This is a genomic window from Larkinella soli (assembly GCF_003703975.1).
Lineage (GTDB): Bacteria > Bacteroidota > Bacteroidia > Cytophagales > Spirosomataceae > Larkinella > Larkinella soli.
In genome coordinates this window covers 111,286-126,246 of record NZ_ML112622.1, presented here as the reverse complement: position 1 = coordinate 126,246, position 14,961 = coordinate 111,286, and the positions used below count along the sequence as shown (strand labels likewise).

At 58.6% G+C, this 14,961-nt stretch carries 15 protein-coding genes; 11 read left to right on the top strand and 4 right to left on the bottom strand.

The window, feature by feature from the left end:
* Positions 1 to 21: 21 nt before the first annotated feature.
* The 3 genes from treF (at position 22) to DX909_RS00555 (ending at position 3,951) form a co-directional block, all read left to right on the top strand.
* Positions 22 to 1,530 carry an alpha,alpha-trehalase TreF gene (gene treF / locus DX909_RS00565; protein WP_128543102.1) on the top strand — a complete coding sequence of 503 codons (1,509 nt, stop codon included), beginning with the start codon at positions 22 to 24 and terminating at the stop codon, positions 1,528 to 1,530.
* A 128-nt stretch (positions 1,531 to 1,658) separates the two neighbouring features.
* Complete coding sequence (pyk, locus tag DX909_RS00560) at positions 1,659 to 3,098, top strand: pyruvate kinase (protein ID WP_128543101.1); 1,440 nt, start codon at positions 1,659 to 1,661, stop codon at positions 3,096 to 3,098.
* Positions 3,099 to 3,444: 346 nt separating this feature from the next.
* On the top strand, positions 3,445 to 3,951 hold the full coding sequence (locus DX909_RS00555; protein ID WP_128543100.1) for a hypothetical protein: 507 nt from the start codon (positions 3,445 to 3,447) through the stop codon (positions 3,949 to 3,951).
* Here DX909_RS00555 and DX909_RS00550 read toward each other — a convergent pair whose 3' ends face one another.
* Together DX909_RS00550 and DX909_RS00545 are read right to left on the bottom strand one after the other, a co-directional pair.
* Positions 3,952 to 5,244, bottom strand: coding sequence for a DUF5690 family protein (locus DX909_RS00550; RefSeq protein WP_128543099.1), 1,293 nt, complete (start codon positions 5,242 to 5,244; stop codon positions 3,952 to 3,954). It lies immediately after the preceding gene.
* Between the two features lie 57 nt (positions 5,245 to 5,301).
* On the bottom strand, positions 5,302 to 6,150 hold the full coding sequence (locus tag DX909_RS00545) for a histidinol-phosphatase (protein WP_164851156.1): 849 nt from the start codon (positions 6,148 to 6,150) through the stop codon (positions 5,302 to 5,304).
* Between the two features lie 185 nt (positions 6,151 to 6,335).
* On the opposite strand from DX909_RS00545, the gene DX909_RS00540 reads away from it, so the two are divergent.
* The 3 genes from DX909_RS00540 to DX909_RS00530 all read left to right on the top strand — a co-directional run bounded on the left by DX909_RS00540 (position 6,336) and on the right by DX909_RS00530 (position 7,788).
* Complete coding sequence (locus tag DX909_RS00540; protein WP_128543097.1) at positions 6,336 to 6,893, top strand: YqgE/AlgH family protein; 558 nt, start codon at positions 6,336 to 6,338, stop codon at positions 6,891 to 6,893.
* A gap of 5 nt (positions 6,894 to 6,898) precedes the next feature.
* On the top strand, positions 6,899 to 7,093 hold the full coding sequence (locus tag DX909_RS00535; RefSeq protein ID WP_128543096.1) for a hypothetical protein: 195 nt from the start codon (positions 6,899 to 6,901) through the stop codon (positions 7,091 to 7,093).
* A gap of 113 nt (positions 7,094 to 7,206) precedes the next feature.
* Positions 7,207 to 7,788: a porin family protein gene (locus DX909_RS00530; protein WP_128543095.1), complete on the top strand. Its 582-nt coding sequence runs from the start codon at positions 7,207 to 7,209 to the stop codon at positions 7,786 to 7,788.
* Between the two features lie 12 nt (positions 7,789 to 7,800).
* On the opposite strand, the gene DX909_RS00525 is transcribed toward DX909_RS00530, so the two are convergent.
* A complete protein-coding gene (locus DX909_RS00525; protein ID WP_128543094.1) occupies positions 7,801 to 8,709 on the bottom strand; it encodes a metallophosphoesterase family protein in 909 nt (302 codons plus the stop codon).
* A gap of 268 nt (positions 8,710 to 8,977) precedes the next feature.
* Here DX909_RS00525 and DX909_RS00520 point away from each other — a divergent pair, with 268 nt between their 5' ends.
* Positions 8,978 to 9,499, top strand: a complete 522-nt coding sequence (locus tag DX909_RS00520; protein ID WP_128543093.1) for a 3'-5' exonuclease — start codon at positions 8,978 to 8,980, stop codon at positions 9,497 to 9,499.
* Between the two features lie 26 nt (positions 9,500 to 9,525).
* Here the strand turns inward: DX909_RS00520 and DX909_RS00515 are convergent, their stop codons facing one another.
* Positions 9,526 to 10,188, bottom strand: a complete 663-nt coding sequence (locus DX909_RS00515; protein WP_128543092.1) for a M15 family metallopeptidase — start codon at positions 10,186 to 10,188, stop codon at positions 9,526 to 9,528.
* 118 nt (positions 10,189 to 10,306) lie between these two features.
* Between DX909_RS00515 and DX909_RS00510 the strand changes: the two genes are divergently transcribed.
* The 4 genes from DX909_RS00510 (at position 10,307) to DX909_RS00500 (ending at position 14,892) form a co-directional block, all read left to right on the top strand.
* Positions 10,307 to 11,542, top strand: coding sequence for a spore maturation protein (locus DX909_RS00510; RefSeq protein ID WP_128543091.1), 1,236 nt, complete (start codon positions 10,307 to 10,309; stop codon positions 11,540 to 11,542).
* A 558-nt stretch (positions 11,543 to 12,100) separates the two neighbouring features.
* Entirely contained in the window at positions 12,101 to 12,277 is a 177-nt protein-coding gene (locus DX909_RS29410) for a hypothetical protein (protein WP_164851155.1), read from the top strand.
* Positions 12,278 to 12,289: 12 nt separating this feature from the next.
* Positions 12,290 to 13,606, top strand: a complete 1,317-nt coding sequence (locus tag DX909_RS00505; RefSeq protein WP_128543090.1) for an APC family permease — start codon at positions 12,290 to 12,292, stop codon at positions 13,604 to 13,606.
* 125 nt (positions 13,607 to 13,731) lie between these two features.
* A complete protein-coding gene (locus DX909_RS00500; protein WP_128543089.1) occupies positions 13,732 to 14,892 on the top strand; it encodes an aminotransferase class I/II-fold pyridoxal phosphate-dependent enzyme in 1,161 nt (386 codons plus the stop codon).
* Positions 14,893 to 14,961: the final 69 nt, after the last annotated feature.

Sequence of the window (14,961 nt, the reverse complement as noted above, 5' to 3'; positions counted from 1 at the left end):
AATAAAAAATAGATTTTCCCGATGATGACCACCCCTCCGGACGAGCTTTTCGGCATTCTTTTCCGTGACGTGCAGCTAAGACGCGTATTCCCCGATTCGAAAACTTTTGTCGATTGTGTACCGATGATGCCGCCGGCCGCCATCCTGGCCCTGTACGAGGGACAGAAGGACCGGCCCGATTTTTCACTGGGCCGCTTTGTCGGGCAGCACTTCATCCTTCCTGACAATCCCGCGGCCGATTACGTCAGCGACCGGACGGTGCCGACCCGTGAACACATCGAAAAACTCTGGCCCCGGCTGACCCGCAAGGCCGACGATCAGCCCGTGGAGGGAAGTTCCCGCCTGCCGCTGCCATTCCCGTATGTGGTACCCGGCGGCCGTTTCCGTGAGATATTCTATTGGGACAGCTACTTTACCATGCTCGGCCTGAAGAAGTCGTGGCAGCTGGACCTGATCCGGAACATGCTGGAGAATTTTTCGTATCTCATCGACACCTACGGCTTTATTCCGAACGGCAACCGGACCTATTTTCTGAGCCGGTCGCAGCCGCCGTTTTTTGCCTCCATGGTTCAGCTCCTGGCCGGGCTGGAAGGGCCGGACGTGCTGCTGCGGTATCTGCCGCAGCTGCGGCAGGAATACGATTTCTGGATGCGGGGCAGCGATAGGATCAACCCCGACCGTCCGGTTAATCAGCGGGTGGCACTCCTGCCGTCGGGCCATCTGCTCAACCGCTACTGGGACTGCAAACCGGCCCCCCGTCCGGAGTCGTACCGGGCCGAAATCGAACTGACGGAAGAGACGAACGACCTGGGCATCGATCCCGAGATCCTGTATACCCACATCCGGGCGGCCTGTGAGTCCGGCTGGGATTTCAGCAGCCGCTGGTTCGGCGACGGCCGGACCCTGGCCACCATCCGGACGGCGGACATTCTGCCGGTGGATCTCAACTGCCTCCTGTATAACCTGGAAACCGCCCTGCGCGACGGTTACGCCCGGTATGGGTCCGCCGATGACGCCTGGGCGTTCGAGCAGCGGGCCGAGCGCCGGAAGGAGGCCATCCTCGACGTATTCTGGAGTCAGGACCGGGGCTATTTCATGGATTTCGACCTGATTACCCAGCGCCCGACCAGTGCTCTGACGCTGGCCGGTGCCTTTCCGCTTTTTTTTAAACTGGCGACGCCCGAACAGGCCGCCGGCGTTCATGAGCGGCTGAAGGACGAGTTTCTCAAACCCGGCGGCTGGGTGACCACCCTGACCGACTCCGGCCAGCAGTGGGACTCGCCTAACGGCTGGGCACCCCTCCAGTGGATCGTTTACCGGGGCCTGATGAACTACGGATATACGGAAACCGCCCATCTGGGACGCAAACGGTGGCTCGACCTGAACGACCGGGTCTACCATGCCACCGGGAAGATGATGGAGAAATACAACGTCATCGAGGCCGAAGCCCTGGCGGGCGGAGGGGAGTATCCCAACCAGGACGGCTTCGGCTGGACCAACGGGGTCTACCTGCAACTGGCGGCCGAATAGGGGCAATCGGCCCGGTCCGGGGCCGATTTTTGCCGGGCCGCCGACAACCTTTGGGAAAAATTTGCTGATATGTCGGAAAGGCTTGCTTATTTTGCACCCGTTTGGTCTACAGACTTCTACCAAGTTCTATGTTATTGAAGAAAACCAAGATTGTTGCCACGGTCGGCCCGGCGTCCGAAAGCAAAGAGCAACTGCTGGCCCTGGCCCGCGCCGGTGTGAACGTGTTCCGGCTCAATTTCTCGCACGGTACCCATGAAGAACACCTGCAGCGCATCCTTCGCATCCGGGAAATCAACGAGGAATATGGTCTCACGCTTGCCATTCTTCAGGACCTTCAGGGTCCGAAAATTCGGATCGGTAAGGTTGAAAAGGACGAGGGCGTGATGATTCTGCCCGGTAATAAACTGGTTTTCACCAACGAAGATGTGGTCGGTACGGCCGAGCGGGTAAGTACGCCCTATAAAGGGATGTACCGGGACGTCCGAACGGGCGAGCGCATCCTGCTCGACGACGGGAAGCTCGAAGTGAAAGTCATCGGCATCGACGGCACGGACATCGTCACGGAAGTAGTGTACGGCGGTCTGCTGAAATCCAAGAAAGGGGTGAACCTCCCGAACACGAAGGTATCCATGCCGTCCGTGACCGAGAAGGATTTTGCCGACCTGGAATTCGGTCTGGAGCATGACGTCGAATGGATCGCCCTGTCATTCGTTCGGCAGGCGCAGGAGATTCAGGAGGTGAAGGATTACATCCGGTCCAAAGGAAAAATTGCCCGCGTGGTGGCCAAGCTGGAAAAGCCGGAGGCCATTGCGAACATCGACGAAATCATCGAAGCCACCGACGGCGTCATGGTGGCTCGCGGTGACCTCGGAGTCGAACTGCCGGCCGAAGATGTCCCGATGATTCAGAAGCTGATCGTCGAGAAATCCAACCGGGCGGCTAAACCCGTCATCGTAGCGACCCAGATGCTGGAAAGCATGATCGACGCCCCGCGGCCGACCCGCGCCGAGGTGAACGACATCGCCAATTCCGTACTCGACGGAGCCGATGCGGTGATGCTGAGCGCCGAAACGGCTTCCGGGAAATACCCGATACTGGCCGTCGAACACATGGCCCGCACGATTCAGAAGGTGGAGGAGCAGTCCGACAAGATCTACTTCCGCTACCATGCCTACGTGAATGAGCACCCCACCGACAACGTCCTGAACGACAATGTAGTGATGAGCGCCTGCCGCCTGGCCCGGGACACGAAAGCCAAAGCCATTATCGGAATTACCACCTCCGGCTACACGGCGGTTCGTCTGTCGCACCATCGTCCGAAAGCCGGCCTGTTCGTCTTTACGCCCGACCGGGCCCTGATGAATACGCTTGCCCTGTACTGGGGCGTTCAGGTGATGCCCTATCAGTCGAATCCGGCCAACAACGTGGAGCAGACCGTGGAGGAAATCAAGAATCTGCTGGTGAAACACGGCGCCCTCGAACCGGGCGACATTTTCATCAATACCCTCAGCCTGCCGCTTCTGGAATTCCGGAAGACCAATATGGTGAAGCTGAGCGTCGTAGAGTAGCCCCATACGGTTTCAGGAACGACGAAACCCCTCCCGGTCCGGGAGGGGTTTCGTCGTTTAAAAGAGTGCGGATGCCGCCTACAGCCTCAGCAGGATGTCACACAGTTCCTGCGGGCGGCTGAAAAACGGGGAGTAGCGAGCCTACTTTTTCAGCCGACGTATCCGCCATCCGGACCTTCTGAAAGGGCGGTTTGTCCCGACCCATGCCGGGCAGGCATCCGGCGGAGGCCCGGGTTTTAATTTATTGTTAAATCAATTTTTACCTATGGGATTACTTCCGGAATTTACATATTCTTTGTTGGCCGGTTCGGAAGACTGGCAGTGCTAACCATCCATTCACAAGGCAATGAATTCAACGAAACAGTGGCGGCAAACCGGCGACGGCGCCTTCACGATCCTCGATGGAAACCAGCCCCTCGGTCGGCTCGACATCCGGCTGGATTCGTTCGGTCAGCAGGCCGAAGCCCGGATCGGCGGGCAGACTTATCATCTGAAGCAGATCGGTTTCTGGTCGACCGCCGTCGAACTGCGGGAAGCGGACGGCGCTCCGGTTCTCCTGGCCCGCCCGACGCGCTGGTATGCCAACACGCTGGAGGTTACCTTCCGGCAGAAGGTATATGAACTCGTCATCTGGAATAACCCCATGGCCGAATGGGATCTGCGCGAGCAGGGCCGGACCGTACTGGCCTATGGGCTGGAAGCCGACCAGGGACGCTGCGTGGTCCGAATCCGGACCGGAGTGGAGGAGCCGGACGCGCTGCTGCACGTCTTTCTCTGGTATCTGTTTTACCCGGTCGCCCTTGAAAACGCGGCCGGGGGCCTGCGTTTCGTCGGCCGACCGGAGCCCGTGTAATTAACGGGAGTCGATCTTTTCGGAAACCGCCCGGGTCGTCAGGTTTTCATACCGTCGCCGGAAATAGCCGAAGGAAAGCACCACCAGCAGCCCGTAGACGACGGCAATGAAATAGGCCGAATACACGAAAAAGTCCAGGAAACTGATGTTCGGCTGGCCGAAGTTCTTGTAAAGCAGAACCGCCACGCTGCCCATATAGCCGTAATAATCGGCCAGCGTCACGATGAACCCGACGGTGCTGACATACCGGAAGGAAGCTACCAGCCGCTCGAAATACAGGCCGTTGCAGGGCACATAAGCCCCGTACAACCCCATACCGACCAGCGTGAACCAGATGCCGGGAGAAACCACCCCCTGCCGGAACAGCCAGGTGCTGACGCCGATCAGCACCGCCGACAGCAGCATCACTCCGTTGATGAGCCGGAACGCCCTGAAATTATCCTTCACCAGTTGAAGACCCCCCATCAGCAGCAGAATGCCCACCGCCACGGTCGTTTCCGTCTGCGTAAAAACCGAGGGGTCGCTGATGCCGACGGAGGAAAGAATTTCGGGAGCGAAATTGTCGCGGAAATCCCGGAAGGCCGACAGCAGCACGTAGGAGACGATCAGCACCGTCAGGCCGAAGGAAAACGTCTGAAGAAACTGCCGCCGTTCGGCCTGGTTCATCGGGGTGCGTTCCGTGCGCTGGGCGCGGTCTTCGGCCGTGGGCGGAGGCAGGAGCGTCATCATCCGGACCGCAATCAGCAACGGCACCACGAACAGCAGCCCGGTCACGAACGGCAGCCAGAACTCCGAAATACCCCAGGACTGCCGGATCGTCAGCGCCACGGTCTTGACGAAGCCGGACGCGAAGATGAAGGAGGCCGTCAGGCCCGCAATCAGCCCGTCGGTCTGCCGGCGGCCTTCCAGAAATCCCAGCATGGTGCCGTAGACCATCCCGAGCGGCAGGCCGTTCAGAAACAGGAAAACGATATTGTAGGGGGGCGGAATCAAGGCGAAGCCCAGGAGAGCCAGCTCGGCGATTCCGATAAAACCCAGCACATACAGCGCCCGCCGGCCCGGTTTCATCTCCGACACCACCTTGACGCCGATCCGCTTGGAGAGAGCATAGCCGAAGACCTGGGCCGTGATCAGCCAGATTTTATAGCTGACACCGGCGTAACTCATCCCTTCGAAGGTGACGGCCGTGATGCCCTTTCGGAAGGCATACATGCAGGCATAGGTGCAGAAAGCCGCCGTGGCTCCAAAAAGCACGAAAACCGTCTGGTTTTTTAGGAAAGCGGGTTGGCTCATGAGATGCCCGTTCAGAATAAAAATGAAAATCCGGATGCGGTTTTTGGTTGGATTCCCTCAGGGAAGGTCGATCGGGCTGTCCTGCCAATGGCCGTCGAGCAGCACCCGGACGGTGTTGTAGCCGGCTTCGCGCAGGAAGGCACCCGCCTGCCTGAAACCGGCGCTGATTTCGGACGGGTGGTGGCTGTCGGAATTCAGCACGACCGGAATGTTGCGTTCCCGCATCGTCGGCAGCCACTCGGGGCCGGGGTAGGTCGTCAGTGCTTTCTTGTACAGCCCCCGGGTATTGACCTCCACCATGCAGCCCGCCGACGCGACGGCGTCCAGCGTAGCGATCACTTCCGACCGGTACCAGTCGGCCGAGGGATCGAACAGGGCATGGCCCGCGTTCTGGATCTTGATCTTGTCCAGGTGGCCGACGATGTCCGGCGGATCATGCGCAACCATTTCGCGGATCAATCCGTAATATAGCCGGATAACGGTCTCAATATCACCCTGATGGACTTCGGTCAGGCCGTCCATGAAAACCGTCTGGCTGCCGTCGATTTCCCAGGGCCGCCGGCCGTCGTCGAGGCCGACGTAATGAACCGACCCGACGGTATAGTCCAGCCGGTCGCGGTAGGTGGAAGGGCCGACGCGGTTCGGGATATAATCGACTTCCAGCCCCGTGTACAGTTCGATGCTGCCGGCATACTTTTCCTTCAGGGACGCGGTTTCCCGCAGGTAATCGTCCAGCCGGCCGGCCTTCATGCTCCAGCGGTTGTCGAACGGCATGGGGCAGTGGGAAGAAAAGCCGAAGGCCCGCAGCCCGGCCTGCAAAGCGCCCTGCACCTGTTCCTCCGGGGTGCCGACACCGTCGCAGAAATGGCTGTGGCTATGATAGTTAGTCGAAAAGGCAGACCGCATACTCATTATCTGGTGTTTTGACCACGGCTACAGCCGCATCCAAAGTTCTTTTTCGAATAATTTAGGTTACTTATTTTGGTATTAAGATTGTGTTACGAAAATTGTCGGGGTGGGAGCGTTAGTAAGATACCCAATCTTTCGTAAATAGAGCAATGGAATGATTTTTCAACCTGAATCGCAGATATATGGGCGCACAAGCTGTTACGAACGGAAGTCTGTTGATTGCCGAGCCGTTTCTGGGCGATCCTAATTTTGAGCGGAGTGTCATCCTGGTGTGCGAACACAATGAAGACGGCACCTTCGGCCTGGTCCTGAACCAGATCGCCCAGGTTCGGCTGAACGATGTTCTCACCGACGAGCTGTACCATGATTACCCGCTGTATGTCGGCGGGCCGGTGCAGCAGAACACGCTGCACTACATTCACCGCCTGGGCGACGCGCTCGAGGACTCGATCCGGGTGGCCGACGGGCTGTACTGGAGCGGGAATTTCGATCAGCTCCGGCAACTGATCAACACCGGCACCGTGAAGGAGAACGACATCCGGTTTTTTGTCGGGTATTCCGGCTGGTCGGGCGGGCAGCTGGCCGACGAAATGGCCCAGAATGCCTGGATCGTCAGCCATACCGACGCGGGTTTCATCTTCGATACGCCCTCCGACCAGTTCTGGCGGGGCGTCCTGCGCCGAATGGGCGGTCAGTACCGTGTCCTGTCCCACTACCCCGTCGACCCGCGGCTGAATTGAACGGGGTGGAGCGAAACGTCGAACGAAACATCCGCCATCTGGCGACCCGCGATGAGCTGTTCAACGTTCGGGAGGACCTGCTCAGGGAAGTAGCCAGTGCCAAAAGCGACCTGAGTAAAACGGTGTCCCTCGTCGGGCTGCTTCAGTTCCTGGGGATTGTCGGCTCCATTCTGGCCATTCTGAGCTTCCTGACGAAGTAGTCCTTCCACGATGAAGTTTTTGGCGACCGATAGCAGATAAAGGGAATTCTCCCGTTATTTGTCTGTCGGTTCGTTATTGAATGCCGGACCGGCCGGTTCCTTCTTCATTCGGTATGTCGACATTCAGAATTTTCATTCTATCCGCGTTTTTACTCGCATCGTTTTCTTCATTTGCCCAGGTTGGGGGGCATTTCGGCGTCAAGGCCGGGGTCAACTCCGCCAAAACGGCTCAGGACGGCCCGACCCGGTTTTACTCCCGGTTCAAGAACGATTTTCACCTCGGAGCGATGTACCGGCTCCGGCTCAACCGGATCGTGCTGCAGCCCGAAGCGCTGTATTCGGTGAAGGGCGGCTCATTCAAGGAATATACGACCGGCCGCGTGACCCGCAACAACTACAATTACCTGAGTCTGCCGCTGCTGGTCGGTTATATCCCGACGGAAGGGCTGACGTTCCAGGCCGGACCTGAGTTCAGCTACGCGCTCAACACGACCCGCACCAACGGCCCGGCCAAAAAGAACGACCTCGGCATCGTGGTCGGGGTGCATTACGATTTTCTGGATTTAGCCGAAAAGTTCAGCCTGCACCTGCGCTACATCCACGGCCTGAACGACATTTCCGGTACGCCCACCGTGAAATACTACAACCGGACCTTCCAGGCGTCGATCGTTTATAATTTCTACAGGAAAAAATGACGGCCGGCCCGGTCAGTACATCACGTAGGTGCGTTCCACGGAGCCGTCGCTGAAGAGGTCGATGAGGGCGTAGCCGGCCCGGGTTTCGTGGTAGACGTCGCTGTCCCACCAGTTGCCGCTGACGGCCCCGTCGCAGAGGTACGTCACGCCGTTGTAGTCGACGCGGTCGAGCAGATGCATGTGACCGCTCAGGCAGACTTTCACGTTCCGGTTTTTATGGAACAGTCTGATCAGGTCCGACGCGTCGGTATGCAGCCACCCGCCCGGTATCTCCCATTTTCCGTTTTTCTGCACCTCGTCGTCGTAGAAGACCGAGGCCGACAGGATCGGGATGTGCGACAGGATCAGCACCGGCTTTTTCTCATCGGTTTTCCGGAGGTCTTTTTCCAGCCAGTCGCGCTGCTCGTCGTCGAGCCGGGCCGTATACCAGCCGCCTTCCGCGTTGGGCTGGGTGCTGTCCAGCACCACGAAATGCCAGCCGCTGTGGTCGAAACTGTAATACCGGTTGCTGAGGCCCAGTTGCTCGGTAGCCCAGGCTTTGCCGTAAAGCGGGTCTTCCCTGCCGCCGTCATACCCCCAGACGTCGTGGTTGCCGATGCAATGGTAGACCGGCAGCGAGTTGTCGTCTTTGAGAATCCGGTTCCAGACGTCCCACTGCTTCTTTACGGTATTTTTATCCCGGGAAAGGGCATCCATGATGGCGTCGCCCCCGTTGAGAATGAAAGCCGGCCGGTCTTTCATCGACTGAAGCCGGTGCAGACACTTCGCCAGCGACTCCTCGGCTTTCCGGCGCGGCATCATGTGGGCGTCGGTGAGGTGCGCCAGCCGCAGGACCCGCTTCCGGCGGTGCGGATTTGCCAGGTCGGTCGGAGCCAGACCGGTCAACAGCCCGATGGAAGATAGCGCTTCCCGTCTATTCATATTTCCTTGTCCATTCAGGTTTTTCTTTACAACCATTTGCCGGGGCCTGTTTCCTGAAATCTTATCGAAAAAAGGAAAAGCGAGCCACTGAACGGACCCGCTTTTGCCTGTTTATACCCAATGTACATGAAGAGAGAACACGCTTAAATGGAAGGAGATACTGCGTTTTCCCATTGCTGAAACAAAGGTAGGCATTGGGTATTGCCTTACTGTTAAGGGGCCGTGAACGATCTATTAAACTTTCGGAAACTGTGCTATCTTGCGCCCTATGTTTTCCATTGTCGACGTAGAAACGACGGGCGGTATCGGCGGCCCGACCCGGCTGACGGATGTGGCGGTTTTCCGGCACGACGGCCTTCAGGTGGTCGATAGTTTCCACTCACTGATTAACCCCGGCTGTCCCATTCCTCCGTTCATCAGCCGCATGACGGGCATTACCGACGCCATGGTGCAGGAGGCCCCGGATTTTGCCGATGTGGCCGAGGCCATCGCCCGCGTCACGGAGGGGGCGGTTTTTGTTGCTCACAACGCCCCGTTCGACTACGGTTTTCTCAAGAAGGAATTTGCTTGGATCGGCCGGCCCTTCGAGCGCCACAAACTCTGCACAGTTCAGCTGAGCCGCCGGATTTTCCCCGGCCTGCCCTCCTACAGCCTCGGCAAACTCTGCCTCAGCCTCCAGATTCCGATCACCCACCGCCACCGCGCTCACGGCGATGCCGCAGCCACCGTCCAGCTCTTCGAACGGCTCCTTAGGCACGATACAAAGGGAATCATTCGGGCCGGGGAGTGAAGGCGGAGAAGTTAGGGGTTGGGCGATTACTCCACCCGTTTGTATTGCCGTTTTGCCTTTTCCCTCGACAGGGCGTTGAAATGCCACCATTCGGTTTTGATGGGGGAGAAGCCGGCCTGCTGCATAACCGAGCGCAGCAGACGGCGGTTTTCGACCTGGGGGCGGGTCAGTTTGCCGGTCTTGAGCAGAGAGGCTTCCTTTTCGGGATAGGCCAGATCCCCGAAAAAATCGAAGGGGGTACCCATATCGAGCGGTTTGCCGTCCGCCGTCGCGAGGGTCAGGTCCACGGCGCAGCCGTAACTGTGGATGGAGCCTATGCGTGGGTCGGCGACGTATTTCCGGCGTTGCTTTTCGGGCAGGTGCAGGGCGTTCCAGAGGTTCCACTGGGCGGTCTGGGGGCGGGCGGCATCATAGACAAGCAGCCGGAGGCCGGGTTTCTGCCGGCGGAGGTACCGGCCGGCCTGGGCGAGCCGTTGAGCCGCCATCGGCTGGAGGTAGGCATGGGTAAGGTCCCCATACACGTCCTTTCCGATGAAGTTATCGGCGGTCGAGTACTTCAGATCCACCAGGATGGTCGGGTCGATTTTCTGAACGTCGACCAGCCCCTGGCGAATCATGGCCTGCTCGATTCGAGTCTGCCCGGTCACCAACTGGCAGGAGAGTAAAAGGAGCAGGAAGCCGATTTTCATTCTGTTCAAGGTGCGGGATTGCGCCGGGTGCCCCGGCCGCCGTCCGTACGGCCGGGAGGGAATCCGTTGCGAAATAACAAAAATCGGCCTACTTTGCTACGAAAACCGAGTCCGTAACATGGCCCTTAACTATATCTGGGTAGCTTTTTTTATCATTGCTTTTGTAATCGCTCTCTTCAAACTGATATTTCTGGGCGATACCGAAATCTTCAAGACCGTCATCGAGGGCCTGTTCGACTCATCCAAAAGCGCGGTAATGGATATTGCCCTGCCGCTGGCGGGCGTCATGACCTTTTTTCTGGGCTTGCTGAACCTGGGCGAAAAAGCCGGTGCCATCAACTTTCTGGCCCGCATCATCGGTCCGTTTTTTAATCAGCTTTTTCCGGAGGTACCCAGAAACCACCCCGCCAACGGCCAGATGATCATGAACTTCTCGGCCAATATGCTCGGGCTGGACAATGCCGCGACGCCCTTCGGGCTGCGGGCCATGCAGAGCCTTCAGGAACTGAACCCCGATAAGGAAACGGCCTCCAACGCCCAGATCATGTTTCTGGTGCTGCACACTTCCGGCCTGACCATCGTGCCGCTGGGGGTCATGGCCCAGCGGGCCATCTTGGGAGCCACCAACCCTTCCGACATTTTCATTCCCTGCCTGATCGGCACGTATGTGGCCACCGTGTTCAGTATGTTCATCGTGGCCCTCAAACAGCGCATCAATCTGTTCAACGGGCTGGTGCTGGGCTGGCTGGGCGGTATCACGGCTTTTCTGGCGCTCATCCTGTGGTACCTGTCCTCCCTGCCCAAAGAGCAGATCGAGCAGGTGTCGAGAGTGGTCGGCAACGTCATTCTGTTCTGCATCATCATCGCCTTTCTGCTGGGGGCGCTTCGGAAGAAAATCGATATTTTCAGCACCTTCATCGAGGGCGCCAAGGGCGGTTTCGAAACCTCCGTCCGGATCATTCCCTATCTGGTCGGGATGCTGGTGGCCATCAGTGCCTTCCGGACCTCCGGGGCGCTGACCTACATCGTCGACGGCATGAAGTTCCTCATCGGCCTGACGGGCGTCAATACCGATTTCACGGATGCCCTGCCGGTGGCTCTGATGCGGCCCCTGAGCGGGAGCGCGTCGCGGGCGCTGATGATCGACGCCATGAAGCAGTTCGGCCCCGATTCGTTCGTCGGCCGGCTGTCATGTATCTTCCAGGGGGCGGCCGAAACGACGTTCTACATCGTGGCGCTGTATTTCGGGTCGGTCGGGATCAGGAAGACGCGCTACGCCATCGTCGCCGGCCTGATCGCCGACTTTGCGGGCGTCGTCGCCGGCATCGCCCTGGGATACTTCTTTTTCCACTGAGCCGGCTGAGGAAATGACAAATCCGCTATCGGAATCGTTATCTTTGAGAAAACAAACCTTATGGCGATCCTTCAAGTCCCTGTCAGTGACGAGACGTTAGCCCGGTATGGAGCGCAGGCGATAAAAGGAACGCGGGAGGACTATCGGCAGAAATATCTTAAAGACCTATTACCCATGTAATTGCCCTTGATCAGACATGCCCTTAAAGGTGATTTGGGGAACCGTTTTACCATCCCGACCGCTTTGTCATCCAACCGGTTTGTCATCCCGACGCAGGAGGGATCCTATGCTTCGGCGCCCGGTCAGATGGAGCATTCAGCCGCAAGATCCCTCGTTCCTCGGGATGACAAAAAGGGGCCGGGATGACAAACGGCGTCGGGAGGAAAAAGGGCTTCGCGAAGGCCAGACTATCAGGAAGACGCTTCCTTTCTGCGGGTCGGGGAGCGACCTGATGTTTGTAGCTAACGAAAAGCCGTAACCATCGAAGCAGCGCCTTTAGGCACTTTACGCTTCCTTTAAACAACTTTAAAAAGTATCCTTCATTCCTGAACCATTGCAATGAACGTTTCCGAAGTACGCGAACAACTGCACCGCCTGATCGACGAAGTCGACGATATTTATGTTCTGAACGGCCTCTACCGTACGCTGATCGCCGAGAAGCGGCAGCGGGAGGACTACGAGAAGGAGCAGTCCGCCAAGGCCCGGCCCACCGGCAAACGTCCCCGCCACAGCTAATCGCGCCGGGGCATGATCCAACCGAAACTTACCGCTTTCGACATCGCCATGATCGTGGTCAGCCTCGTGATCGGGGTCGGCATTTTCCGGACTCCGGCCATTGTGGCTCAGTCGGCCGGGTCGGCGGAGGTGTTTTTTGCCGCCTGGATCGCCGGGGGGCTGGTGAGCCTCTGCGGGGCACTGACCTTCGCCGAGATTGGGGCGCGATACCACTTCCCGGGCGGTTTTTACAAACTGATTTCCACGGCCTTCCACCCGGTTTTCGCCTTCATGCTCAACTGGGTGATCGTGCTGACCTACGGGGCCGGTCTGGCCGGGGTCGCGCTGATCGGGGCGGAGTACATCAACCCGCTGCTGCCGGTCTCCCTCCGTTCGCAGGCCGGCATCCAGGGAACGGTCGTGGCCACGGTGCTTATCTTCTTCGTGGTCAATTACCTCGGCATCAAGTCCAGCGCCCGGACGCAGAACGTCCTGAGCGGGCTGAAAATTCTGCTGATGGCGCTGCTCTGCCTCGGGGCTCTGCTTCCTCCGGCGGCCGGTGCGTCCGCCGGTCCTGCCCCGTCCTCCCCGGCGCCCGATACCGGTATACTGTCCGCTTTTGCCGTCAGCCTGATTGCGGTGTTCTACACCTACGGCGGTTATCAGCAGACTCTTAATTTCGGGGCCGACATCAAAAACCCGACGCAGAACACCCCGCGCGGTATTCTGGCCGGCATCGCCATTATTCTGGCGCTTTATCTCTGCATCAACTTCGCCTATTACCGCCAGCTCGGCTTTTCGGGACTGGCCGGCTCCCGGCTGATTGCCGCCGACCTGGCGCGGGCGCTGTTCGGAGAATGGGGCTTTACGTTCTTTTCGGTCGCTATCTTCATTTCGGTGCTGGGGTACATCAACGCCACGCTGCTGTCGCTGCCCCGGGTGTTCTATGCCATGGCCGACGACGGCGTTCTTCCGCCGATTTTTAAGAAAGTGAATGCCCGGACCCAGGTACAGGAGTTTACGCTGATCTTCATTACCGTGATCGTTCTGGCTTCGCTGCTCGTGCTCGGCACCTTCGAGAAGATCGTCAGTTACGTCATGTCCATCGACAGCCTGGCGCTGGCGAGCGCGGCCGCATCCCTCTTCGTGTTCCGGCGACGCGTCCGGGGACATGACCCGCATACGGGCTACAAAATGCGGTTTTATCCCTGGATACCGCTGCTGTTCGTCCTGTTCCTGCTGGCGGTGTCGGTCAACGTAATCCTCAGCGACCCGGTTCCGGCCGCCATCGGCTGGGGTCTGTTCTTCAGCGGAGCGCCCCTGTACTGGGTGCTGAAGAAGGTGATTTGAACCACCCCCCGACCCCCTCCTTACCAAGGAGGGGTGATTTTCTCTTTCCCTGGGGAAAGCCCCTCCTTACCAAGGAGGGGTTGGGGGTGGTTTTTAAGCAGTAAAAAGAATAACAAACCCATTCAATGGACCTTTCCTATATCCTTAACGAACTCGGTGAAAACCGGAGCGATTATTACAACGCCATTGCCCCGCCGATCATCCAGACCAGCAATTTCACCTTTCCGGACGTCGAATCCATGCGCCGGGATATGCTGCGGGAGTTCGATGCACATCTGTATACGCGGGGTAACAACCCGACGGTGGAGATCCTGCGGAAAAAACTGGCCGCCCTCGAAGGAGCTGAGGATGCGCTGGTGCTGGCGAGCGGCAGCGCGGCCATCGCGGCCGCCGTCATTGCCAACGTCGGGCAGGGCGACCACATCGTTTCCGTGGCGAAACCGTATAGCTGGACCACCCGCCTGATGATGGATTTCCTGCCCCGCTTCGGCGTCACGACCACCTTCGTCGACGGCACCGACGTGCAGCATTTCGAACGGGCGATTCAGGCCAATACCCGCATCATTTACCTCGAATCGCCCAATACCTTCACGTTTGAGTTACAGGACCTGGCCGCGGTGGCCGCGCTGGCGAAGGCCCGGGGCATCGTGACGATGGTCGACAACAGCTACTCGACGCCTTTGTACCAGCAACCCATCAAACTGGGCATCGACCTGACGATGCATTCGGCCTCCAAGTACATCGGCGGCCACAGCGACCTCGTGGCCGGCGTCATCACCGGCTCGAACGAAATGATCCGGAAAATCTTCTATTCCGAGTTCATGACCCTCGGCGGCATTATCAGCCCGCAGAACGCCTGGCTCATGATCCGGGGCCTCCGGACGCTGCCCCTGCGGCTGGAGCGCTCGGCCCGCTCGGCCGCGAAAATCGTCGCTTTTCTGGAAGACCATCCGAAGGTGAAGCGGGTGTATTACCCGTTCTCGCCCACGCATCCGCAATATGAGCTGGCCCGGCGGCAGATGTCGGGCTGCGGGGGCCTGCTGACCATCGCCCTCGATACCGACTCCCTCGACCGGGTCGATGCCTTCGCCGATGCCTTCCGGCGGTTTATTCTGGGCGTCTCCTGGGGCGGGCACGAGTCGCTGGTATTTCCGTCCGGTATTGGTTATTCCAAAGAAACCCTGGCCCCCGGCGATACCGGCTTTACGCTGGTCCGGCTGTACATCGGTCTGGAAGACCCCTACCTCCTGATCGCCGACCTGCGGCAGGCCCTGGAACACATTTGACCTATGAATTTTGTTACCTTTGAAGTAAAATTGTTGAATTGTTGAGTGATTGAATGATTGAATTGGCTC

What these genes read in the sequence shown, in the direction of transcription:
- DX909_RS29410 (WP_164851155.1), top strand. Translation starts at nt 12,101, where the DNA reads ATGAACGTTTCCGAAGTACGCGAACAACTGCACCGCCTGATCGACGAA.
- pyk (WP_128543101.1), top strand. Translation starts at nt 1,659, where the DNA reads ATGTTATTGAAGAAAACCAAGATTGTTGCCACGGTCGGCCCGGCGTCC.
- DX909_RS00505 (WP_128543090.1), top strand. Translation starts at nt 12,290, where the DNA reads ATGATCCAACCGAAACTTACCGCTTTCGACATCGCCATGATCGTGGTC.
- DX909_RS00555 (WP_128543100.1), top strand. Translation starts at nt 3,445, where the DNA reads ATGAATTCAACGAAACAGTGGCGGCAAACCGGCGACGGCGCCTTCACG.
- DX909_RS00550 (WP_128543099.1), bottom strand. Translation starts at nt 5,244, where the DNA reads ATGAGCCAACCCGCTTTCCTAAAAAACCAGACGGTTTTCGTGCTTTTT.
- DX909_RS00510 (WP_128543091.1), top strand. Translation starts at nt 10,307, where the DNA reads ATGGCCCTTAACTATATCTGGGTAGCTTTTTTTATCATTGCTTTTGTA.
- DX909_RS00540 (WP_128543097.1), top strand. Translation starts at nt 6,336, where the DNA reads ATGGGCGCACAAGCTGTTACGAACGGAAGTCTGTTGATTGCCGAGCCG.
- DX909_RS00530 (WP_128543095.1), top strand. Translation starts at nt 7,207, where the DNA reads ATGTCGACATTCAGAATTTTCATTCTATCCGCGTTTTTACTCGCATCG.
- DX909_RS00545 (WP_164851156.1), bottom strand. Translation starts at nt 6,150, where the DNA reads ATGCGGTCTGCCTTTTCGACTAACTATCATAGCCACAGCCATTTCTGC.
- treF (WP_128543102.1), top strand. Translation starts at nt 22, where the DNA reads ATGATGACCACCCCTCCGGACGAGCTTTTCGGCATTCTTTTCCGTGAC.
- DX909_RS00520 (WP_128543093.1), top strand. Translation starts at nt 8,978, where the DNA reads ATGTTTTCCATTGTCGACGTAGAAACGACGGGCGGTATCGGCGGCCCG.
- DX909_RS00500 (WP_128543089.1), top strand. Translation starts at nt 13,732, where the DNA reads ATGGACCTTTCCTATATCCTTAACGAACTCGGTGAAAACCGGAGCGAT.
- DX909_RS00515 (WP_128543092.1), bottom strand. Translation starts at nt 10,188, where the DNA reads ATGAAAATCGGCTTCCTGCTCCTTTTACTCTCCTGCCAGTTGGTGACC.
- DX909_RS00525 (WP_128543094.1), bottom strand. Translation starts at nt 8,709, where the DNA reads ATGAATAGACGGGAAGCGCTATCTTCCATCGGGCTGTTGACCGGTCTG.